Below are 21,563 nucleotides of genomic sequence, written 5' to 3' on the forward strand. Positions count from 1 at the left end.
CCAGTGAACCGCTTCGCTGGTTCTAAATCCAGATGGTTCTCTGGTTATTTTTGAGTATTTGAGTACTCAGAGGAACATGAAGATAAGAATTGGTCGGACTGGCCAGATTTGAACTGGCGACCCCTGACACCCCATGACAGTGCGCTACCAAGCTGCGCTACAGTCCGACTAACAAGCTTGATAATATAAAACTATGATTTTAATGCAAGATTATTATTTATATAGTTTACTCAACTGCTGGTTTATCCAACACTAGGTCACGATTAACTTTATAAATTTCTTGCATCCAACGCATATGTTCAATAAAAGGTTTTGGCTTTGAATATAGGTAACCTTGACCTACCGGACATCCAAACGACCTCAGTAGTTCAGCAACACGCTCATTTTCTATTCCTTCCGCTACCGCATTTACTCCCAGTCGCTTGGCTAATGAGAGCGTCACTTCTGTAATTGTTCTATTCCGTTCAGAAATGTCAATGTCCATAAAACAGCGGTCGATTTTTAGTTCATGGAATGGTAACTGACTCAAATAATCGAGACTTGAATATCCAGTACCAAAATCATCAATCGCAATTTTAAATCCTTGATTATAAAGCTCCGTTAGTACTTCTTTCGCTTGTTCTGGATCATCTGCGGTTGCCGACTCAGTTACTTCAAACGTCACGGTACTGTTATCTACTTCTAGCCGAGCACTAGTTGTGAGGATATGCGCAACTAAGCCATTATCATTAAAATCTTTTCCGGATATATTAATTGAAGTATTTGTGCCTAACCCTAGCTTACATAATTTAGCGTGTTGTTCTAACCCTCTCTCAATAACCCATTCTGTTAATTGATGAATGACGCCAGTTTCTTCAGCTATTTCAATCACAAGTGCAGGGTTAATGAACCCTTCAACAGGATGATGCCAACGTAGTAATAATTCACTGCCGTAAACTCTATTGTGGACCATATCGATTTGAGGTTGGTGGTATAACTCAAGGTCATCCTGCTCTATCGCTTTTTGCAGATCTGCAGCTAGCCTAAACCTTTGCTGAACATCAATATTTCTTTGCTCATCAAAACGAGCCCACTTCTTATCCGATTTTCTTCCTGCTATAAGCGCTTGAATCGCGGTACTTAGTAACCCTTCAGGCTCAGCGACATCTTTTGGATAACATGCGATACCTGCGATGCTGCTTACCGACATTGTCACACCATTAAGGTTCACAATAATTGCCACAGCTTCCTGTATCGCGGTAACATTTTGTGCTAACTCTTGTTCGTCAAATTCACCAACAAACATCACAGCAAAACGTGATTCATCAATACGAACAATATGATAGCGTTTGTCATTACTGTCTTTAGCAAACGCAAATGTTCCCCGCATTGTTGCGGCATACATTTCAATGTTATTAAATAATTGATTAAAAAAGATATTCGCGGTTTCGATACCAAGTGACGGTATAAGATCTTTCGCTTGCGGAATATCAAATACCATTAGCGACATAGGTTTGCGACTTTGACCAACTTTTTTGATGGCGGTTTCAAGTAACACTTGATTCGGTAAGCCTGTCGCTAAATCATGATTAATTCTATACTCACGATCAATTTGGTTTGCTCTAAATCTATCTAACAACGCAATCGCCATAATGCATATTTCAGCAACAACACCTATGAGAGAACCATTTCTGGTGAGAAAATTGTAATTTACAACACCATTGAAGGCAGCAATAGTAAGCATGGCACCTGCTAATAGCGGTACCCAAGAGGCCAGATAATATTGAACCCAAACTAATCGTGTTGAAAAAACCGTAGCGATGACGGCTAATGCCGGAATGTAAATCACAGCGAGCACGACTATGTATAAAGGTAACATAGCGCTTTCATCTAAAAATAGAGCTACTACTGCTAGTAAAAGGACAACGTTTGAGTAGGCTAAAGCTATTTTTGCAAACAGAGGTCTTATCGTTTCAAATCTTAAAAATTTGATCCCAAAACGAATGGCAAAGGCGGCCGATAAAAAATGAACTGTAACTATTAAGTTTTTATTCGCCCAAATCGCAATATCTTCAGGCAAAATTAAAAAAGTAAAACCATTAATCATTGATATCGCTAAGACTGTCGTCGCCACATACCAAATGTAATCAAGAAACGAGCGTTCACCTACACCTCGGTACATAAAATAATTATAAATAATCATGATCAAACCGATGCCAAATAACGCACCTAATAAAACAAGTTGAGAGCTACTGCGAAACTGTGAGCTTGTTACTGACTCAATCAATACAGGCGTAGCGGGTGAGCCCTTCGATTTAATTCTGATATAAATTTCTGTTTCGGTAGATAATCCACCAAACAAGGTAACCTTCGGCGAGACGTGATCTATTGCGTATTGAGTTGGATGTTGATCACCTAATACTTTTTCAAAGCCGACCTCCCCTTTATACAAAACATAAAAATGAATGGTATCTAACGTCGGGTTATCGAGGCTTATACTAATGGGCTCTTCGTAGCCAGTTTCAATGTTGGTTTTGATTCTGTACCACAAGGCGAAATCTAATGAATCTGGCGAATGAACTTTTAACTTTTCAGATTCAAATAGACTGTCTGGTAAGTTTTTAACTTGGTTAATATTCAACGGATTTGCTGAATCATCTAAATAAGAAACATCAAAAAAGTCGTATATGCCGGTATCGTGCTTATCTGGAGAATAGTGAATCGCGTAAATTAATGTCGCGACTAACAGCGTCAGCCACGACAATATCACTACCATATAACTTGGCTTGGTATAAGGCACCTATAAACTCCGGTCTTTATTTAACAATTAGCATCGTAAGTATTAATCTTGAGTATCATGATTAATTCGACTGCCATCAGCGCCATCTTGATTTTTATACTTGGCATCAGCGCGTGACGTATAAGGTCTTGCGGCTGGGCCTGTCATAGTCTCAAAGCTTAATGCGCCAATTTTCATATGTGGTTTTAACGCTAAAGGAAGTTTACCTGAATTGTAAAATTCGAGAACGATATTGCCTGACCAACCTGGGTCAATTCGATGAGCCGTTACATGCACCATAAGGCCAAGTCTAGCCAATGATGAACGTCCGTCCAGCCAGCCAACTAAATCATTTGGTAGCGTGATTGACTCATGTGTAATTGCCAAGGCTAATTCACCAGGGTGAAGAAAAAACGCTTGCTCTGGATTTAAAACAATCTCATCACCCATAACCGATTCAAGTGCTCTTTGAGTCTCTTCTTTAGGACCACTCAAATCAATAAAAGGCGCTTGGTGATCTTGAAATACCCGAAACTTATTCCCCAAAGTTAAATCGACGGTAATGCCAGAAATAAACTCATTAGATGGGCGAGGTAAAATAGTAATATCACCTTGGTCAAGTTTAGCAATAATATCTGTGTCGCAAAGGCGCATGATTGAGTCCGTTTTTAATTAAATTGTAGGAATTAGCTGTTGTGTCTGTTTTGACATATGCATAATAAGAGAAAATGCCAATTTCTGATACTCAAAGTTTTTATCTTTAAGAGAAAATGGTAACCCTAAGTCTCCATGCTCTCTTGTCTCTGTATTTAACGTTAACTGAGCTAACAAAGGGACATTATGCTTCGTCGCACAACGCTCTCCTCCCCCTGCACCAAATAAATGATGAGAAACACCACAATTTGAACATACAAATTGACTCATGTTCTCTACGACACCTAATACCGGGGTATTAACCTTTTGAAACATTTGAATGCCCTTTTCGGCATCTGCTAAGGCTACATTCTGTGGTGTTGTAACAATTACGGCTGCATGACATTTAATTTGTTCAGATAGAGTCAATTGTATGTCTCCCGTGCCAGGAGGCATATCAACAAACAAAATATCTAGTTCTGGCCAGTTGGTTTCATTTATTAACTGCATAAGCGCTCTAGATGCCATTGGCCCACGCCAAATTGTCGCTTTATCTTCCGGTACTAAAAATCCTATCGAATTTAATGCAACATCATATTGATAAAACGGTTCCATTGTTTTTTCGTCACGGCTAGTAATATGGCGACCTTGTAACCCAAACATTAGAGGCATTGATGGTCCGTAAATGTCCGCATCAATTACGCCAACTTTATGGCCCAACTGCGCGGCAGCAGCTGCTAAATTGGCAGTCACTGTACTTTTCCCAACTCCACCTTTACCCGACGCCACGGCTATAACTAGTTTAGCCTGCTTGGGTAATGAGGCTGGCGGCTGACTTGGTTGATAATTAAAAATTATTTCAACTGGACGAGAGAGTGTATCTAAAAGTGCATCACGAAGTTCTTGATCTACAGCATGCGTATGAAACGGCAGACTAATGAGAGCCTTGTGCTCACTATGCTCATTTTTACTAATCTGAATACTGACTTGCCCAAACACCCCTATTGGAAAATGTATTGTTGAAATGTTTTTCAAGCCGTTAAAAAGTTGCTGTTTTAATTCTTGTTCCGTAAAGGATACTTGTGGCTCTTTTTTGCTATTTTTTAGGCTGCTCTGGGCCGGCTTTTTACCGAACCAATTAGAAAACTTCATTTAATCGACCTATCAACATTTAGGATGGTGCATATTTGTTGCAAATTATGTAACATCACGACCTTAAATAGTAGTGTTTTACTATCGATTCTAATAAAGGTTTCTTGAGATATGACAGCACCCCGCAAAATTCTTGTTACTAGCGCCCTTCCATACGCGAATGGGTCGTTGCATTTAGGCCATCTAATGGAGTATATCCAGACAGATATTTGGGTTCGTTTCCAAAAAGCACAAGGTAACGAATGTTATTACGTTTGTGCCGACGATGCGCATGGAACCCCAATCATGCTTAAAGCTCAGCAACAAGGGATTAGCCCAGAAGAAATGGTGGCGGCGGTTAGAGAAGAACGCATCATAGACTTTGCTGATTTTCATATCGAATTTGAAAACTATCACAGCACGCACAGCGAAGAAAACCGTGACTTATCTGCCATGATTTATAATCGTTTAAATGATGCAGGTTACATAGCTAAGCGCTCAATTAGTCAGTTATTTGATCCTGAAAAAAATATGTTTTTGCCAGATCGCTTTGTTACTGGCACTTGCCCTAAGTGCGGTGCATTAGATCAAAACGGTGATAGTTGTGATAAATGTGGCGCGACTTATAGCCCGGTTGATTTAAAAGATCCTAAATCAGTTATTTCCGGCGCTACACCTGTATTAAAAGACTCAGAACATTACTTCTTCGACTTACCTAAGTTCGAGCCAATGCTTAAGGAATGGTTGCGTTCAGGTAGTATTCAAACTGAAATGGCCAATAAATTGGAAGAATGGTTTGAGCAAGGTCTACAGCAATGGGATATTAGTCGCGATGCTCCATATTTTGGATTTGAAATTCCAAATGCTCCTGGAAAATACTTTTACGTATGGCTAGATGCGCCTATTGGTTACATGGCGAGTTTCAAAAACTATTGTGATAATGCTAACACTAACGTGAACTTTGATGAGTTTTGGAGTGAAGGTAGTGACACTGAGCTATATCACTTTATCGGTAAAGATATCATTTACTTCCACAGCCTATTTTGGCCGGCGATGTTAGATGGTGCTAACCTGCGTAAACCAACGAACGTCTTTGCACACGGTTTTGTTACCGTTAACGGTGAAAAGATGTCTAAGTCTCGTGGCACATTCATTAAAGCTCGTACTTATCTAGAGCATTTAAATCCAGAATATCTTCGTTATTACTTTGCCTCAAAACTAAACAGCGGTATTACCGATTTAGATTTGAATCTGGAAGACTTTAGCCAAAAGGTTAATAGTGACTTAATTGGTAAAGTAGTAAATATTGCCAGCCGCTGTGCCGGCTTTATTAAAAAGCGCTTTGATGGCAAGTTATCAGATAACATTGATAACCCAGAATTATTAACCACGTTCCAAACGGCCAAACCGGCAATAATTGAACTTTTTGAGAACCGCGAATTTGCAAAAGCCATCCGCGAAATCATGGCATTGGCTGATCTTGCAAATAAATACATTGATGACAAAGCACCTTGGGTTTCTGTAAAAGACGATGCATTACAGCAACAAACTCATGACGTATGCTCAATGGGTATCAATCTATTCCGAATTCTTATGGCTTATTTAAAGCCAGTGCTACCTGCAATGGCGAAAGAAGTTGAACTATTTTTGAATGACTCACTTAGCTTTGATGCAATTGATCATCCGCTTGTAGGACATGAAATCAACAAATTTAAAGCGCTAATGCAACGTGTAGATATGGATAAAGTAGAGAAAATGGTAGAAGACTCTAAAGAAAATTTAGTCGCTACTAAACCGAATAACAGTGCTAATGGCAAATCTGAAAAAGCGTCTAACATTAGTAAAGATGATATGACCGAAACGCCAGTTGAGGCTATTGCCGATGAGATTGAGTTTGACGATTTTGCTAAAGTCGATATGCGCATTGCAAAAATTGTTTCTGCAGAACATGTTGAAGGCGCGGAAAAGTTACTCAAATTTCAACTTGATATTGGAGCAGGTGAAACTCGCCAAATATTCTCAGGCATAAAAGCGGCTTACGCCCCAGAAGACTTAATCGATAAGCTTACCGTTGTTGTTGTAAACTTAAAGCCACGAAAAATGCGTTTTGGTATGTCTGAAGGAATGATACTAGCTGCCGGACCTGGCGGTAAAAACCTTTGGATTTTAGAGCCACACGAAGGTGCACAGCCAGGAATGCGAGTAATGTAATTAACGCTACTTAGTTCTAAGTTATGCGGTAAAAATACTAAAGCCAATCCTTACGATTGGCTTTTTTTATCGTCACTTATTTACATTTATGTTTTTTATTCGCGCAATTGACAACATTTAAGTTGGCTAATCAATGTAATTTTATACATAATAAAGTCATAAAAATTCACTAATTACACAAACGCTGAATTAATAACTCGGTTGTCAGTTCGGTTAGTAGCTTAGTTAACAATAATAAAAATAAGAAATATCAGCAGAAGGAATCAATTATGGACACCTCTTTATTCAGTCCGGTTCACTGGTTAAATCATTGGGCTTCAGAAACGCCAGAAAAAATATTTTTACATCAACCTAAAAATCGTCAAATTGAAACGCACAATTGGGCTCAAATTAAACAACAAGTTGAAGGGATTGCTGCGGGTCTTCATCACCTCGGTTTAGCTAAAGGCGATAAAGTGGCTATTCTTGCAAAAAACTGTGCTGAGTGGTTTATTACCGATTTAGCCATCATGCGTGCAGGTATGATCAGTGTTCCTATTTATCCTTCGGCAAACGCAGATACTATTCAATATGTATTGAATCACTCTGAAGCTAAAGCGGTTTTTGTTGGTAAGCTGGATAAAGAAGAGTTGGCTGATAAAGGTGTTAGCGGCAATATCATTCGTTTAGGTATGAGCTATCAAACAATTCCTGTTCAATATGATTGGCAACAACTCCAGTCGCTTGGCGCACCAATAGAAGAGTTTTTACCTGAGATGAATGATCTTATGTCGATCATTTACACATCAGGTAGTACTGGCAATCCAAAAGGCGCAATGATTAGCTACAGAGCTTATAACTGGGCAAACAATAAAATTGTAAATGTTCTTGGATTTGATCAAAAAGCTCGCTTTTTGTCGTATCTACCTTTGGCGCATATTACAGAACGTTGCCTAGTAGAAGGCGCAGCATATCACTGTAATATGACAATTTACTTTACTGAGTCACTTGAGCATTTTGTTGCAGATTTAAACTATGCAAAACCGACTATTTTCTTCTCTGTTCCTCGTTTGTGGAGCCTATTTCAAAAAAATATCATTGATAAAATTGGTCATAAAAAATTAGAGTTTTTGTTAAAAGTTCCTATCGTATCAGGATTAATTAAAACCAAAATTCAAAAAGGCTTAGGGCTTGAACATGCAAAAATTGCTGCTTCAGGATCAGCACCTATCTCTCCTGCATTGATTGAGTGGTATCAAAAAATTGATATCAATATTTGTGAAGCATGGGGCATGACTGAAAACTGCATTTATGCTATTGGTAACTTTCCATTCAATCAAGATATGATCGGCACCATTGGGCCTGTATTAGACGGATGTGAAATAAAAATTGCTGACAATGATGAGCTTTTATTCAAAAGTGGTGGCTTGTTCGATGGTTATTATAAAAACCCTGAAGCAACCAAAGAGGCTTTTGACGAAGATGGATTCTTTAAAACAGGTGACTTAGCCAAAATTGAAGACAACGGCGCCGTTCGACTTATAGGTCGAGTAAAGGATAACTTTAAGACGGCTAAAGGTAAGTTTGTTCAACCGGTGCCAATTGAAAAGCGCCTTGCACAAGACCCGTATATTGAACTGTTATGTGTGGTTGGTGCTGGTATGGCGGCTCCAGTGACTCTGGTACAACTTTCTGAAGGTGCAATGGCAATGCCTAGAGCACAAGTAGAACGTTCGTTAAAAGAGACGTTAACGTCTGTGAACGCCCACTTGGAGTCTCATGAAAAGGTCGGCGCTATTGTTGTTGTAGAAGAGCAATGGACACCAGAAAATGACATTTTGACCCCTACTTTAAAAATCAAACGTCACGTACTTCACGAAAAATATGCATCTCGTGTCGAAGAGTTAAAAGGCCAAGTTATTTTGTGGGAGTCTGAGCTTTAGCTCGATTTCTTGTTCAACTTAAATGTCTATGTTGTAGTAAAATACCCGAATTTAGATGAGCAATGACTTCTAAAACAAAAGCCAGCTGAAACAAAGCTGGCTTTTTTGTGCTAATTTTTCAGCTAAGCATTTATGAGTTTTTAATTAGCTGTTCTTGTAACTTTTGCACCTGATCTCTCAGTTCCGCCGCTTTTTCAAACTCTAAGTTCTTAGCAGCCGCCATCATCTGTGCTTCCACGGCTTTTATTTCTTTTGAAATTTCTACTGGTGTTTTTAACTGATATTCAGCTAGCCCTTCTGCAACCAGAATTCTTTGTGCTGCATTTTGGGGCTTAGTCGCATCACCTACATCCATGATATCGCCGATACGTTTTACGATTCCTTTCGGCGTAATACCATGTTTAATATTGTGTGCTTCTTGTATCGCCCTGCGACGCTCCGTTTCATCAATCGCTTTACGCATCGATTTAGTAATACGATCGCCATACAAGATGGCTCTACCTCTTACGTTTCGGGCTGCTCGACCAATTGTTTGAATAAGTGAGCGATCGCTTCGTAAAAAGCCCTCTTTATCTGCATCTAAAATGGCAACTAAAGAAACTTCTGGCATGTCTAAGCCTTCTCGCAATAAGTTAATGCCTACTAACACGTCAAACTTACCAGCTCTTAAATCCCTAATAATTTCGATACGTTCTACGGTATCAATATCACTATGTAAATATCGCACTTTAATATCATGATCGGACAAGTAGTCCGTTAAATCTTCAGACATACGTTTAGTTAATGTCGTGACTAGCACTCTCTCATTCACCGCAACACGCTTGTGGATCTCTGACATTAGATCATCAACTTGGGTCGCTATCGGTCTGACTTCTATTTCTGGATCGAGTAACCCGGTTGGGCGGATAACTTGCTCTGCTATTTCACCATCACTACGTTCAAGTTCATGATTGCCTGGTGTAGCTGAGATATAGATGGTCTGAGGCGCTAAACGTTCAAACTCTTCAAAACGAAGTGGTCTATTGTCCATTGCAGATGGCAAACGAAAGCCGTATTCGACTAAGTTTGATTTTCTAGACCTATCACCTTTATACATGGCACCAATTTGAGAAACGGTAACATGTGATTCGTCGATAATAAGCAAACCGTCGGCAGGAAAATAATCAATCAAGGTTGGTGGTGGCGCGCCAGGCTCACGATTTGATAAATACCTCGAATAGTTCTCTATACCAGAGCAATACCCAAGCTCCTGCATCATTTCGATATCAAACAATGTTCTTTGACTGATCCGTTGCTCTTCAATTAACTTATTATTGTCCTTAAGCTGCTTTTTGCGCTCTCGAAGCTCGTCTTTGATGTGGTCAATCGCCTTCAGAATTTTCTCGCGAGGCGTAACATAGTGTGTTTTAGGGAAAATAGTCGCGCGAGTAATTTTTCGCTCTAATGCGCCTGTAAGCGGATCAAACTCAGTAATACGTTCAATCTCTTCATCAAATAGCTCAACCCTTACGGCGAACTTATCTGAATCCGCTGGGTAAATGTCAATTACATCACCTCGAACACGGTAACAGCCGCGCTGGAAGTCAACGTCGTTGCGCTTATATTGTAATTCAGCGAGACGCCTTAATATTTGACGTTGGTCAACCATGTCGCCTTCACGAAGATGTAAAAGCATTTTCATGTATGACTCTGGATCACCTAAACCATAAATAGCGGATACGGATGCGATAATAATTACGTCACGACGCTCCATTAGCGCTTTTGTAGCCGACAATCGCATTTGTTCTATATGTTCATTTATCGAAGCATCTTTTTCAATAAACGTATCGGTAGATGCAACATAGGCTTCTGGCTGATAATAATCATAGTAAGAAACAAAGTATTCTACGGCATTGTTTGGAAAAAACTCTTTCATCTCTCCATATAGTTGCGCCGCGAGTGTTTTGTTGTGGGCCATAATTAAGGTCGGCCTTGATACTTCTTGAATGACATTGGCCATTGTAAACGTCTTACCGGTGCCGGTTGCACCAAGCAATGTCTGATAAGCAAGACCGTCATTAAGTCCTTCAATTAGCTTCTTAATTGCAGTAGGTTGGTCACCACTAGGTTTGTATTCACTAACTAACGTAAATGGCTTTTCTAACTTTTCCACTATATTTGCTCCAAATTAATCTTGCCATTTTCTATTGAACTCTCAACGGTACGCACAAACCAGCGGTATGCGATCAGTGCTGTAAATATATTGCCTATTACACCTCCGACGAATAATCCAGGTAATCCATAAAAATACGAACCTAAATAAGCAAACGGAACAAAAAACACAAACAGTCTAACTACCGATAGCACAAGTGCATACATAGGTTTATGTAGAGCATTAAAGGATGAATTAGTCAGTATAATAATACCCTGAAGACCGTATCCTATAGGCATTGTCCAAATAAAAAGTTTAATAACATACATAACTTCCGGATCATCTTTGCCAAATGCAAACGCAATTAAACCAGCAGCCAAGCAAAGAACTAGGTAAACAATTAATTGCCAAATCATGACGAATTTAGTGGTTTGTTTGTATGCATCAAAAACCCGTTGCCATTGATTAGCACCAAAGTTCTGTGAAATAAACGGAGGTAACGTCATTGACAGAGCGAGAACAACTAAACTTGCAATACTTTCTATTCGAGAACCTACACCAAAACCAGCTACTGCCGCGGTACCATAACTAGCAATTATTGCCGTTAGCACAGCCATTGCGATAGGCGTTAACATATTAGCTCCAGCCGCCGGCAAACCAATTTTCAAAATCTTTTTTGCTATTACAATTAGCTCTTTAAAATTAATGAGCTGTGTTGAGATCAATCTTTTACGGACGGTTAATATGTAAATAATAATTAATAGACCGACTCCCCAAGAAACAACACTTGCAATTGCAGCTCCCATTATCCCAAACGCTGGAACCGGGCCTAAACCAAAAATTAAAATAGGATCCAGAATCGCATTTATTAACCCTGTTCCTCCCATTAATATGCTTGGTGTTTTAGTATCGCCGTTTGCTCTTAAAATTGCGTTTCCTATCATTGGCAACATCAGGAATACCGAGCCGATATACCAAACATCCATATAACTGTGGATTAACGGCATTAATTCTTGTGATGCACCTAATGCTGAAAATATGATGTCGGTTAAGTTATACATAACAATAGCTAGCAATATGACTAGTAAAAACGAAAGTATGAGTGCGCCTTGACCATCCTCTTTTGATTCTTCTTTATTACCGCTGCCATTTGCTTTTGCGACAATTGCCGATGTGCCAATGCCTAAACCAATGGCCAAACTTATAATGGTAAACGTAACCGGGAAAGTAAAACTGATTGCAGCAAGGGGTTCTGTCCCTAATAACCCGATAAAAAAAGTATCCACTAGGTTAAAAGACATCAGCATAATCATGCCGTACATAACCTGTTTTGTCATTTTAGTAAGTGTTGGAGCTATTGGGCCAGTGAGAAGATCTTGAGAAGAAGACATAGGTTCCATATAAACAGGTTGTAAAAAAGCTATTCTAAAGAATGTTTCTGTTCTGTTCACCCTTCATTTTAACTATTTTTGATCTTTAAACTTAGGGACAACAAAAGAAAACCATTTTTTAACTAATTTCAAGAATTATTTTTGTTTTTCTGTAAAAAATACTGACATTGTACACAGGTCTAATCCAGAACCTTAGCAGGCCGCTCAAAAATCAAACCAAGACAACAAAAAAAACACAATACCTACGGTAACACCATGATTTTATTGAAATAGTTAAAAATTTAACAAAAACAACACTGATCCTATTGACACACGGTTCTATTGGCCTCAGAGATTATATTACAATATAACTCACAGAGTTATCCACAGAAACAGTGGATAACAAGCTACAGACCTTGAATTTGTTAAGTTAAGGATCATCGGACCAAGCTCGGTTCAATTTTTGTACCAAAACGAGCTACTTTTCGAACAACCATAAAGCCATCCTTTTACAACTGCTCAATCCGTGAACAAACAGACAAAAATGTTAAACTTCACAACAAAATAAGGTTGACAGTACAGAGTCCTGTAATTAACATTGCGCCCCGTTGTTGAGCACTATTACTCAATAACATGTAGTTCCCCCTTAGCTCAGTTGGTTAGAGCGACGGACTGTTAATCCGCAGGTCCCCCGTTCGAGTCGGGGAGGGGGAGCCACTTTAAGTGGTAATAACTTACTACTACACTACGAAATTCCCCCTTAGCTCAGTTGGTTAGAGCGACGGACTGTTAATCCGCAGGTCCCCCGTTCGAGTCGGGGAGGGGGAGCCATTTCGTAAATCAATTTTATTGTTCCCCCTTAGCTCAGTTGGTTAGAGCGACGGACTGTTAATCCGCAGGTCCCCCGTTCGAGTCGGGGAGGGGGAGCCAATAAAACTCCAAATCCAATTCCATATTTCCTTAATCTTTATCATCTCTAAATTGTTTATTTAACTAATTTTTTCTGATTTAATACGACAATATAAAGATCTTTGAATTTCATCATTATTTCGGCTAGCCATTTTTGCAGCCTAAATTGCGTTTTTCAACCGAGGAGCAAACATGAATAAGCTGAGAAATCTGCTTGTTATTCAGTTCGTTAGTGGAATATTTATTGGACTAATTGTTGTTATTGTTGGACTATTCATGACGTCCGCTTTGATTGAACAGCAACAAATTGAAAATACTAAGTTGGTGCAGGTACTTGCTGATAATAATATTACTGGCGATGCAAAAGTACTTTCGAAACAACTAAAGGATGCAATTGATTTAGAATCATTGTTGATCAAAGATCGCGAAGGTAACCAGCTATACAGTTTTGATGACACGTCTGCCATTCGCCCTACCCTAGCTACACTGTTAGTTGAGATCGACTTGTATACTAAACCCCGTACTGTCGCAACAAACAGTGGCAATCTAATTATAAAATTTCACTCTAGTTACGCTGCAGTATTAACGCCATTATTCGATGTCTTTTTGGGGCTGTTTTTTCTTCCTGTTATCGTTATATTAGTGAGCTTTGGTTTATTTAAATCGTTTGTAAAAGTAACGTTCACCCAAACTTCAGAGCGTATCGCTGAAGTTATTACCAAAATTTCTAAAAATAAACCTATCGACAATAGTGATACTTTCAAAAAATTTCCGCTGCAGTTTGGTGCAACAATTTCAGCACTTAAACGTCTAGGCAAATTTGTAAACAACACTTTAAGTGAATTTGAAAAATCATCGTCTGAATTAAAAATAGAAGCCTTTAAAGATAGTTTAACTAACCTGCCAAATCGTACTCGTTTTGTAGAATACTTTGAATCAGAGGTAATAAACTCTGACAAGCAGGCTCCGTTTGGCGTATTAGCCTTACTTAGGGCCACTGAGTTGCAACATATTAATCAATCTAAAGGCTATCAAGAAGGCGACAAATACATAAAAGGTCTGTCTGAGATCCTTTCTAAAGTTATTCATACTTATAACGGCGCGACTATTTATCGGTTAAATGGCTCAGATTTTGGCATGATAATTCCTAACATAACTATCAAAGAAGCCGACTCTATGGCGCAAAACATTCACTCGAGATTAAATGAGTTCATGCGCGCATCTGAGCTATCAGCGATTGGTAGTACGGGCATTGTTAGTTATGGAAAAGATAAGCCTTTGGGCGAATTGCTTGCGGCTGCAGATACTGCCATTAGTCTTGCTCAAACTAAACACGTTAACGCCTGGCATATTCAAAAAGACTCTAATTTACAACAAAGCTCAACATCTGCATTTGGTAATCAAAACTGGCGTAATATTATTGATGAGGTCATTCAAAAAGCTAACGTCACGCTTTTGTTTCAACCAATTAATGCAGCGAATCGTAGTAGTAAAGCCTACACAGAGGTGTACTCAAGATTTAAGCTTGATGATGGTCAAATGCTACCAACCGCTTCATTTTTAGCAATGGCGGAAAAGTTGAATCGCGTTGTTGATATTGATCGTATGATTGTTGAGAAAGTCTTTGAAATTATTAAAACAAAGAACATGGCTGATAAGTTTTTTGGTATTAACATTTCTCCAGCATCGGCACACAACGATCAGTTTATGATCTGGTTAGAAAGGCGATTATTAAAAGAGGCGAATTTAGCCACTAAACTAATTTTTGAAATATCTGAGTTTGGTTTACAACAAAATGTAAATTCATCTCGTCGTTTTATAGACATGCTTCACAGAGCTGGTTCGCGAGTAACCGTTGAAAAATTTGGTGTCGGGATCACTTCATTTAAATTTTTCCAAGAGTTGAAGCCTGATTTTATTAAGCTAGACGGAAGCTACACGCGAGATATCGCTGATGAAAAGAATAATCAATACTTCATTCGAATGATTGTCGATTTATCTCACCGCATTGGCGTAAATGTCTTAGCTGAATGTGTCGAAACACAAGAAGAAAAACACGTGTTGGAAAAACTATTTGTTGATGGTTGCCAAGGTTATTACATAGGTAAACCAGCCCCATTATAATAAAAATAGAGCTTATTGATTTAAAAGCGTCAAATACGGCGCTTTTTTTTATGTAATCGAAATATCCTTACAATTCGTATGTTGTTAAAAGCCACATAAAAAAGGATAATATCCGTATTATTATTTTATAGCTGAATCTAATGACTGAATACTTTTTACTACTCGTCAGTACCGTGCTCGTCAATAATTTTGTGCTCGTTAAGTTCTTAGGGCTATGTCCTTTTATGGGTGTGTCTAGCAAAATAGAAACGGCATTAGGAATGGCGATGGCAACAACGTTTGTGTTGACCCTTGCCTCTATGACTAGCTATTTAATCAATAGTTATATTTTGCAGCCTTTAGAGTTAGAGTTTCTTCGTACCATCGCATTTATTTTAGTGATTGCTGTAGTCGTTCAATTTACTGAAATGGTTGTACACAAAACCAGTCCTAAACTATATCGCTTACTCGGCATATTTTTACCGTTAATTACCACCAACTGCGCAGTACTTGGTGTTGCGTTGCTTAATGTAAACGCAGAGCATAACTTCACTCAATCGATTGTTTATGGTTTTGGTGCGGCGGCCGGCTTTTCATTAGTATTAATATTATTCGCCGCAATGCGTGAGCGCTTAGCGGCCGCTGATGTCCCAAGTCCTTTTAAAGGTTCGGCCATTGCAATGATTACGGCAGGATTAATGTCGTTAGCGTTTTTAGGCTTTGCTGGCTTGGTGTCGTTCTAATGAATATTCTTATATTTTCCCTTGTTGCCTTAGTTGTTTTAGCAATCATTTTTGGTGCCCTACTCGGCTACGCTTCAGAGCGATTCAAAGTTGAAGCTGATCCATTAGTCGACCAACTTAACGATTTACTGCCACAAACTCAATGTGGCCAATGTGGTTACCCTGGCTGTAAACCATATGCTGAAGCGATCGCAAATGGTGATGAAATAAATAAATGCCCTCCAGGTGGTGAAGCTACGATAAAAAATATAGCCGAATTAATGGGCGTCGATCCAAAACCGCTTGATGAAGCACATGGTGAAGAAGACGTTAAAAAAGTCGCCTATATTCGAGAAGATGAATGTATCGGCTGTACTAAATGTATTCAAGCCTGCCCTGTTGATGCAATTGTTGGCGCATCAAAAGTTATGCATACCGTAATAGTCGACGAGTGCACTGGCTGTGACTTATGTGTCGAGCCTTGTCCCGTAGATTGTATTGATATGGTGCCCGTTCAGTCACCGTTGACTCATTGGAAGTGGAATGATCCATTAATTCCAATCAAAAACGTAGAATGATTTTCAACCCATTTTTAGACGCCAAAGGTTAGATTTTGCAATCAGAATTAAGTTTGTTAGAACAAATTAAACTTCAGAAAATCTGGACATTTCCCGGTGGAATTCATCCGCCTGAACAAAAAGAACTGTCTAACCAAACGCCAATTATAAACTTGCCGTTAAGCCAAAAGTACTATGTACCGGTAAAACAGCACATAGGCTCTGTTGACGACGTTATCGTTACCGTCGGCGAACAAGTTTTAGCAAATCAGCCTTTAACCGCCGCAAATTTAACGATGACGGTACCGGTCCACGCTCCGGTAGCAGGAAGAGTCATCGCAATAGCACCGCATGTATCTGCCCATCCATCAGCAAAACCAGAGCTTTCGGTTATTATAGAAGCCGATGAATTACAGCAAGCTGTGGAACCACAAAAAATAGATAACTGGCAAACAGTAGAAAAATTTGAGCTTGTTGAGCAGATTAAGAGAATGGGCATCAGTGGTATGGGTGGTGCCGGATTTCCAACTCACATCAAAATGCACCCGACTCAAGATATAGACGTGCTTATTCTAAACGGTGTGGAATGTGAGCCATATATAACCGCTGACGATACGCTAATGAAGCAATATAGTGCCGAAATTATCGAAGGTGCGTTAATTCTTCAACATGTATTGCAAAGTAAAGTTTGTATTATCGCTATCGAAGACAACAAACCTGACGCTGTTGATGCTATGAAAAAAGCAGCCAAAGAATTTGAAAATATTGAAATACGAGTTGTACCAACAAAATACCCTTCTGGCGGCGAAAAACAATTAATACAACTGTTAACTGGCATGCAAGTACCTAGTGGCAAGATACCGGCTGACTTAGGTATCGTTATGCAAAACGTTGGAACTGCATTCGCGGTAAAGGAAGCAATAATAGATGGCCTCCCACTAACTCAGCGAGTTGTTACTATTACTGGCGAAACGCTTAACAAACCTCAAAATGTTTGGGCCAAACTTGGCACTCCCGTACAAGATCTATTAACGTTTGCTGACTTTAAAGCAGAAAAACAGCAACGCATCATTATGGGTGGCCCTATGATGGGTTTTGCCATACTTGATACCAGTATGCCTGTGGTTAAAACGACAAACTGTATTCTAGCGCCATCAGCTAAAAAGTTGCCACCGCAAGGCGACGAGCAAGCATGTATTCGTTGTGGCTTGTGTGCTGATGCTTGTCCAGCTGAACTTCTACCTCAGCAACTTCAGTGGTTTGCTAAAGCCAAAGATCATGACAAACTCTCCGAATATAATCTCTTTGATTGTATCGAGTGCGGCGCTTGTGCTTATGTTTGCCCAAGTCAAATCCCGTTAGTTCAGTATTATCGAACCAGCAAAGCTGAAATTAGAGAAGCAGAACAGGAAAAAATAAAGTCTGAAAAAGCGCGAGTTCGATTTGAACAACGCCAGGAACGTTTAGAGCGTGAAAAGCAAGAGCGACTCGAGAAACATAAAGCGTCTGCAGAAAAACGCGCTAAAGCTCTAGAAAAAGACACAAGTGCGAAAGATAAAATTGCTGCCGCGCTAGCAAGAGCGAAAGCAAAAAAACAAAGCCAAAATGACTCCACCGCAAACGTTTCGGATTCAGACGCTAGCGTCGTACCTAACACTAATAAAGATAAAGTAGCGGAAGCTATCGCTAGAGCGAAAGCTAAAAAAGCAGCAAAACAAGAACAAGCTAGCCAAGAACCAATTGAGCAAGCATCCGAGGAACAACAGCGTAAAGCAAAAGTTGCGGCGGCTATTGCGCGAGCTAAACAGAAAAAGCAAGAAAGTCTCGCCCCTGAGCCTAAGAAAGTATCGACTACTAACACTGTTAGTTTAGAAACTGAAAACAAAACGACAGAATCAAGCGACGTTCAGCAAGACACCTCGCCAGAGACATTAACACCTGAACAAATACGAAAGCAAAAAGTTGCAGCTGCTATAGCCAAAGCTAAAGCAAAAAAATCGAAAAGTGATACTTAATGACTATATTTTCTAGCATGTTTAAAAGCTCACCACACGGTGCCATGGGAATGACAACAAACCAGGTAATGCGAATGGTTAGTTATGCCACGATTCCAGGGTTTATCGCTCAATTATATTTTTATGGCTGGGGATCACTTGTTCAACTTGTACTGTGTATTGTGGTAGCCGTACTTAGTGAAGCTATTGTTTTAAGCCTACGAGAAAAAAGAATTCGTCGTACACTATCCGATGGTTCAGCAGTATTAACAGGCGTGTTACTAGCACTTAGTATTCCGCCTTTAGCACCTTGGTGGATAAGTGTGATTGGTGTCGCCTTCGCTATTATCATTGTAAAACAACTATATGGCGGATTAGGCTTTAATCTTTTCAACCCTGCGATGGCGGGCTATGTTGTGCTGCTTATCTCTTTTCCTGTTGCTATGACGAGTTGGCAACCTATTCAGCCACTGTTAATGCATTCGTTGTCTCTTGCTGATACTGCTTGGGTCATCTTTACCGGCTTTAGTATTGAAGGATATAACCTCCAGCAACTTAGCATGTTGGCAGATGGCACCACAATGGCTACACCACTTGATCAATTTAAAACGTCATTGGCACAGCAACAAACCGTATCTGAGGCGTTAGCATTACCAATTTATGGTGAGTATGGAGGAATAGGATCACAGTGGGTAAACGCCGGTTATTTATTAGGTGGGTTATTGCTCCTTAAACAAGGCGTTATTCGTTGGCATATTCCACTTTCCATTATAACTACGCTGTTTTTGCTCTCTTTTATTTCATCTGCCGTTGGCGCAGACAGCACCTACCCGCCTGTACAGCAGTTATTTACTGGCGCAACTATGTTGGGCGCATTTTTTATTGCAACAGATCCTGTTTCAGCTTCTACCACAGCTAAAGGTCGACTTGTTTTTGGCGCTGTAATTGGCGCGCTTATATTTATTATCCGTCAATGGGGAGGATACCCAGATGGCGTGGCCTTTGCCGTTTTGCTTGCAAACATGTGTGTACCGTTAATCGATCATTACACGCAACCGACGGTTTACGGCCATAAGAGGTAAATAACATGACAGAAACTAATATTGCTCTTATAAAAAGTAAAAAAAATGCTTTGCTTCTCACTGCTTTTGCTGCCGTGTGTACGTTATTTGTTGCTGCTACTCACATCATTACGGCACCGGTAATAGAAGAACAAAAACAACAAGATATTCTGCGAAAGTTGACCCAAGTTTTAAACCAAGACAAGTTTGATAATAACCCATTAGAAAACTGTACTTCAGTAAGCGACGTGAGTATTACTGGGACAGATAAAACATCTAAAATATATCGAGCGACATTAAATAACGAGCCTTACGCGATTATATTTCAAACGCAAACAAAACAAGGTTACAACGGCCGTATTGAAATGATGGTCGCAATAAATGCCAAAGGCGAAGTACAAGGCGTCCGTTCTATCGCACACCAAGAAACACCTGGGCTTGGCGATAAAATTGAATTAGAAAAATCAGACTGGGTGCTCGACTTTAATGGAAAAACCGTCAAAAGCGACTCTGACTCAAAATGGTTCGTTAAAAAAGATGGTGGTCAGTTTGATCAATTTACTGGTGCGACAATTACTCCGAGGGCAATAGTCAATCAGTTACGTCAAAGCATATTTAGTGCATCAAAACACTTTGATGATATATTTTTGATGCCAAATGAATGCGAAACCTTCGAGGTGAAAGACTAGTATGACAAGTGAATGGAAAGATATCGTCCGCAATGGCCTTTGGACAAATAACCCAGCACTGGTTCAGCTATTAGGGTTATGTCCATTATTAGCCGTTACTAATACGTTCATCAATGCGCTTGGCCTTGGCATAGCAACGCTACTGGTTTTAGTTGTTTCAAACTTAACTATTTCCCTTGTTAAACAATGGGTAACAAAAGAAATACGAATTCCCGTATTCATTATGATCATTGCGTCATTCGTTACCATCATTCAATTATTAATGAATGCCTACACCTTTGGCTTGTACGTTTCGTTAGGCATTTTCATCCCATTAATTGTTACCAACTGTGCCATTATTGGTCGAGCAGAAGCCTTTGCCTCTAAAAATGGTCCCGTAGAGTCATCTCTAGATGGCTTAATGATGGGACTCGGTTTTACTGCGATTTTGTTGCTTCTAGGTGGAGCTCGTGAAGTTTTAGGACAAGGCACGCTATTTGACGGTGCTCACCTGCTATTTGGTGAATGGGCGAGAGGCATGACGGTGCAAATCTTTGAGTTTGAGCAGCAGTTTTTACTTGCAATTCTGCCGCCTGGAGCATTTATTGGTATGGGACTTATTATTGCCCTAAAAAATATTATTGATGCTAAACAAGCCAAAAAGAAAGTTAAAAACGTGAAGTCGGTTGAACGAGCGCGTGTGACGACCGTTAATTAAAGCAAAAAGTAATTTAATATTATGAATAAAGAAAAACGCTTAGAGATACTGACTCGGTTAAGAGACGACAACCCTCATCCAACAACTGAGCTAGAATTTACCACGCCGTTTGAGCTGCTCATTGCAGTCTTATTAAGTGCGCAAGCCACCGATGTAAGTGTAAATAAGGCGACACGTAAACTTTATCCTGTCGCAAATACACCTCAAGCTATCCTTGATTTAGGCGTTGATGGATTAAAAGAATATATAAAAACAATTGGCTTATTTAATTCAAAAGCCGAAAACACCATAAAAACCTGTCGCATGTTGGTTGAACTCCACAACTCCGTTGTACCAGAAGACAGAGCCGCGCTAGAAGCCCTTCCTGGGGTTGGACGTAAAACCGCAAACGTAGTACTGAATACAGCGTTCGGCTGGCCGACAATAGCAGTAGATACGCATATTTACCGTGTTTCCAATCGTACTAAGCTTGCCATGGGCAAAACCGTCGACGATGTCGAACAAAAACTACTTAAAGTCGTTCCAAAGGAATTCAAGTTAGACGTACACCACTGGCTAATACTTCATGGCCGTTATACTTGCGTAGCCCGTAAACCAAAATGCGGCGCGTGTATCATAGAAGACCTTTGTGAGTTTAAGGATAAGACAGATTAACACTCTTAATTTGTAAAATTA

The 21,563-nt window shown here is 39.7% G+C and carries 15 protein-coding genes and 4 tRNA genes; 13 read left to right on the forward strand and 6 right to left on the reverse strand.

All coding sequences use genetic code 11. The annotated features are described in order from the left end of the window. Positions 1 to 90: 90 nt before the first annotated feature. From ACZ1GV_RS08915 to ACZ1GV_RS08930, 4 genes are all read right to left on the reverse strand, one after another. Positions 91 to 167: transfer RNA gene (locus ACZ1GV_RS08915), tRNA-Pro, on the reverse strand. 59 nt (positions 168 to 226) lie between these two features. Next, positions 227 to 2,779: an EAL domain-containing protein gene (locus ACZ1GV_RS08920; RefSeq protein ID WP_472673856.1), complete on the reverse strand. Its 2,553-nt coding sequence runs from the start codon at positions 2,777 to 2,779 to the stop codon at positions 227 to 229. Positions 2,780 to 2,821: 42 nt separating this feature from the next. Next, complete coding sequence (gene dcd / locus ACZ1GV_RS08925; RefSeq protein WP_210562086.1) at positions 2,822 to 3,412, reverse strand: dCTP deaminase; 591 nt, start codon at positions 3,410 to 3,412, stop codon at positions 2,822 to 2,824. 18 nt (positions 3,413 to 3,430) lie between these two features. After that, positions 3,431 to 4,543, reverse strand: a complete 1,113-nt coding sequence (locus ACZ1GV_RS08930; protein WP_472673857.1) for an Mrp/NBP35 family ATP-binding protein — start codon at positions 4,541 to 4,543, stop codon at positions 3,431 to 3,433. A 111-nt stretch (positions 4,544 to 4,654) separates the two neighbouring features. Between ACZ1GV_RS08930 and metG the strand changes: the two genes are divergently transcribed. Continuing rightward, a complete protein-coding gene (metG, locus tag ACZ1GV_RS08935; protein WP_472673858.1) occupies positions 4,655 to 6,733 on the forward strand; it encodes a methionine--tRNA ligase in 2,079 nt (692 codons plus the stop codon). Positions 6,734 to 7,002: 269 nt separating this feature from the next. Further along, positions 7,003 to 8,655, forward strand: a complete 1,653-nt coding sequence (locus ACZ1GV_RS08940) for an AMP-binding protein (protein ID WP_472673859.1) — start codon at positions 7,003 to 7,005, stop codon at positions 8,653 to 8,655. A 130-nt stretch (positions 8,656 to 8,785) separates the two neighbouring features. Here the strand turns inward: ACZ1GV_RS08940 and uvrB are convergent, their stop codons facing one another. Together uvrB and ACZ1GV_RS08950 are read right to left on the reverse strand one after the other, a co-directional pair. Then, entirely contained in the window at positions 8,786 to 10,807 is a 2,022-nt protein-coding gene (uvrB, locus tag ACZ1GV_RS08945) for an excinuclease ABC subunit UvrB (RefSeq protein WP_472673860.1), read from the reverse strand. Continuing rightward, a complete protein-coding gene (locus ACZ1GV_RS08950; protein ID WP_472675881.1) occupies positions 10,807 to 12,186 on the reverse strand; it encodes an MATE family efflux transporter in 1,380 nt (459 codons plus the stop codon). Before ACZ1GV_RS08950 ends, uvrB begins: the two co-directional genes overlap by 1 nt. Before the next feature lie 610 nt (positions 12,187 to 12,796). On the opposite strand from ACZ1GV_RS08950, the gene ACZ1GV_RS08955 reads away from it, so the two are divergent. The 11 genes from ACZ1GV_RS08955 (at position 12,797) to nth (ending at position 21,542) form a co-directional block, all read left to right on the forward strand. Continuing rightward, positions 12,797 to 12,873, forward strand: a tRNA-Asn gene (locus tag ACZ1GV_RS08955). A gap of 37 nt (positions 12,874 to 12,910) precedes the next feature. Then, positions 12,911 to 12,987: transfer RNA gene (locus tag ACZ1GV_RS08960), tRNA-Asn, on the forward strand. Between the two features lie 22 nt (positions 12,988 to 13,009). Then, positions 13,010 to 13,086: transfer RNA gene (locus tag ACZ1GV_RS08965), tRNA-Asn, on the forward strand. A gap of 171 nt (positions 13,087 to 13,257) precedes the next feature. Further along, positions 13,258 to 15,189 carry an EAL domain-containing protein gene (locus tag ACZ1GV_RS08970; protein WP_472673861.1) on the forward strand — a complete coding sequence of 644 codons (1,932 nt, stop codon included), beginning with the start codon at positions 13,258 to 13,260 and terminating at the stop codon, positions 15,187 to 15,189. Between the two features lie 140 nt (positions 15,190 to 15,329). Then, positions 15,330 to 15,911: an electron transport complex subunit RsxA gene (gene rsxA, locus ACZ1GV_RS08975; RefSeq protein ID WP_210562080.1), complete on the forward strand. Its 582-nt coding sequence runs from the start codon at positions 15,330 to 15,332 to the stop codon at positions 15,909 to 15,911. Then, positions 15,911 to 16,468 carry an electron transport complex subunit RsxB gene (gene rsxB / locus ACZ1GV_RS08980; protein WP_210562079.1) on the forward strand — a complete coding sequence of 186 codons (558 nt, stop codon included), beginning with the start codon at positions 15,911 to 15,913 and terminating at the stop codon, positions 16,466 to 16,468. The genes rsxA and rsxB overlap by 1 nt, the downstream gene beginning before the upstream one ends. A gap of 35 nt (positions 16,469 to 16,503) precedes the next feature. Next, positions 16,504 to 18,462: an electron transport complex subunit RsxC gene (gene rsxC / locus ACZ1GV_RS08985; RefSeq protein ID WP_472673862.1), complete on the forward strand. Its 1,959-nt coding sequence runs from the start codon at positions 16,504 to 16,506 to the stop codon at positions 18,460 to 18,462. After that, a complete protein-coding gene (rsxD, locus tag ACZ1GV_RS08990) occupies positions 18,462 to 19,523 on the forward strand; it encodes an electron transport complex subunit RsxD (protein ID WP_472673863.1) in 1,062 nt (353 codons plus the stop codon). Before rsxC ends, rsxD begins: the two co-directional genes overlap by 1 nt. A gap of 5 nt (positions 19,524 to 19,528) precedes the next feature. Then, positions 19,529 to 20,191, forward strand: coding sequence for an electron transport complex subunit RsxG (rsxG, locus tag ACZ1GV_RS08995; RefSeq protein WP_472673864.1), 663 nt, complete (start codon positions 19,529 to 19,531; stop codon positions 20,189 to 20,191). A 1-nt stretch (position 20,192) separates the two neighbouring features. Beyond that, the gene (locus ACZ1GV_RS09000; protein WP_472673865.1) at positions 20,193 to 20,888 is read left to right on the forward strand and encodes an electron transport complex subunit E; all 696 of its coding nucleotides are present in this window, start codon (positions 20,193 to 20,195) and stop codon (positions 20,886 to 20,888) included. A 21-nt stretch (positions 20,889 to 20,909) separates the two neighbouring features. Then, positions 20,910 to 21,542, forward strand: coding sequence for an endonuclease III (nth, locus tag ACZ1GV_RS09005; protein ID WP_472673866.1), 633 nt, complete (start codon positions 20,910 to 20,912; stop codon positions 21,540 to 21,542). The last annotated feature ends 21 nt before the right edge of the window (positions 21,543 to 21,563 follow it).

The organism is Psychrosphaera sp. HA2-10, assembly GCF_055693745.1.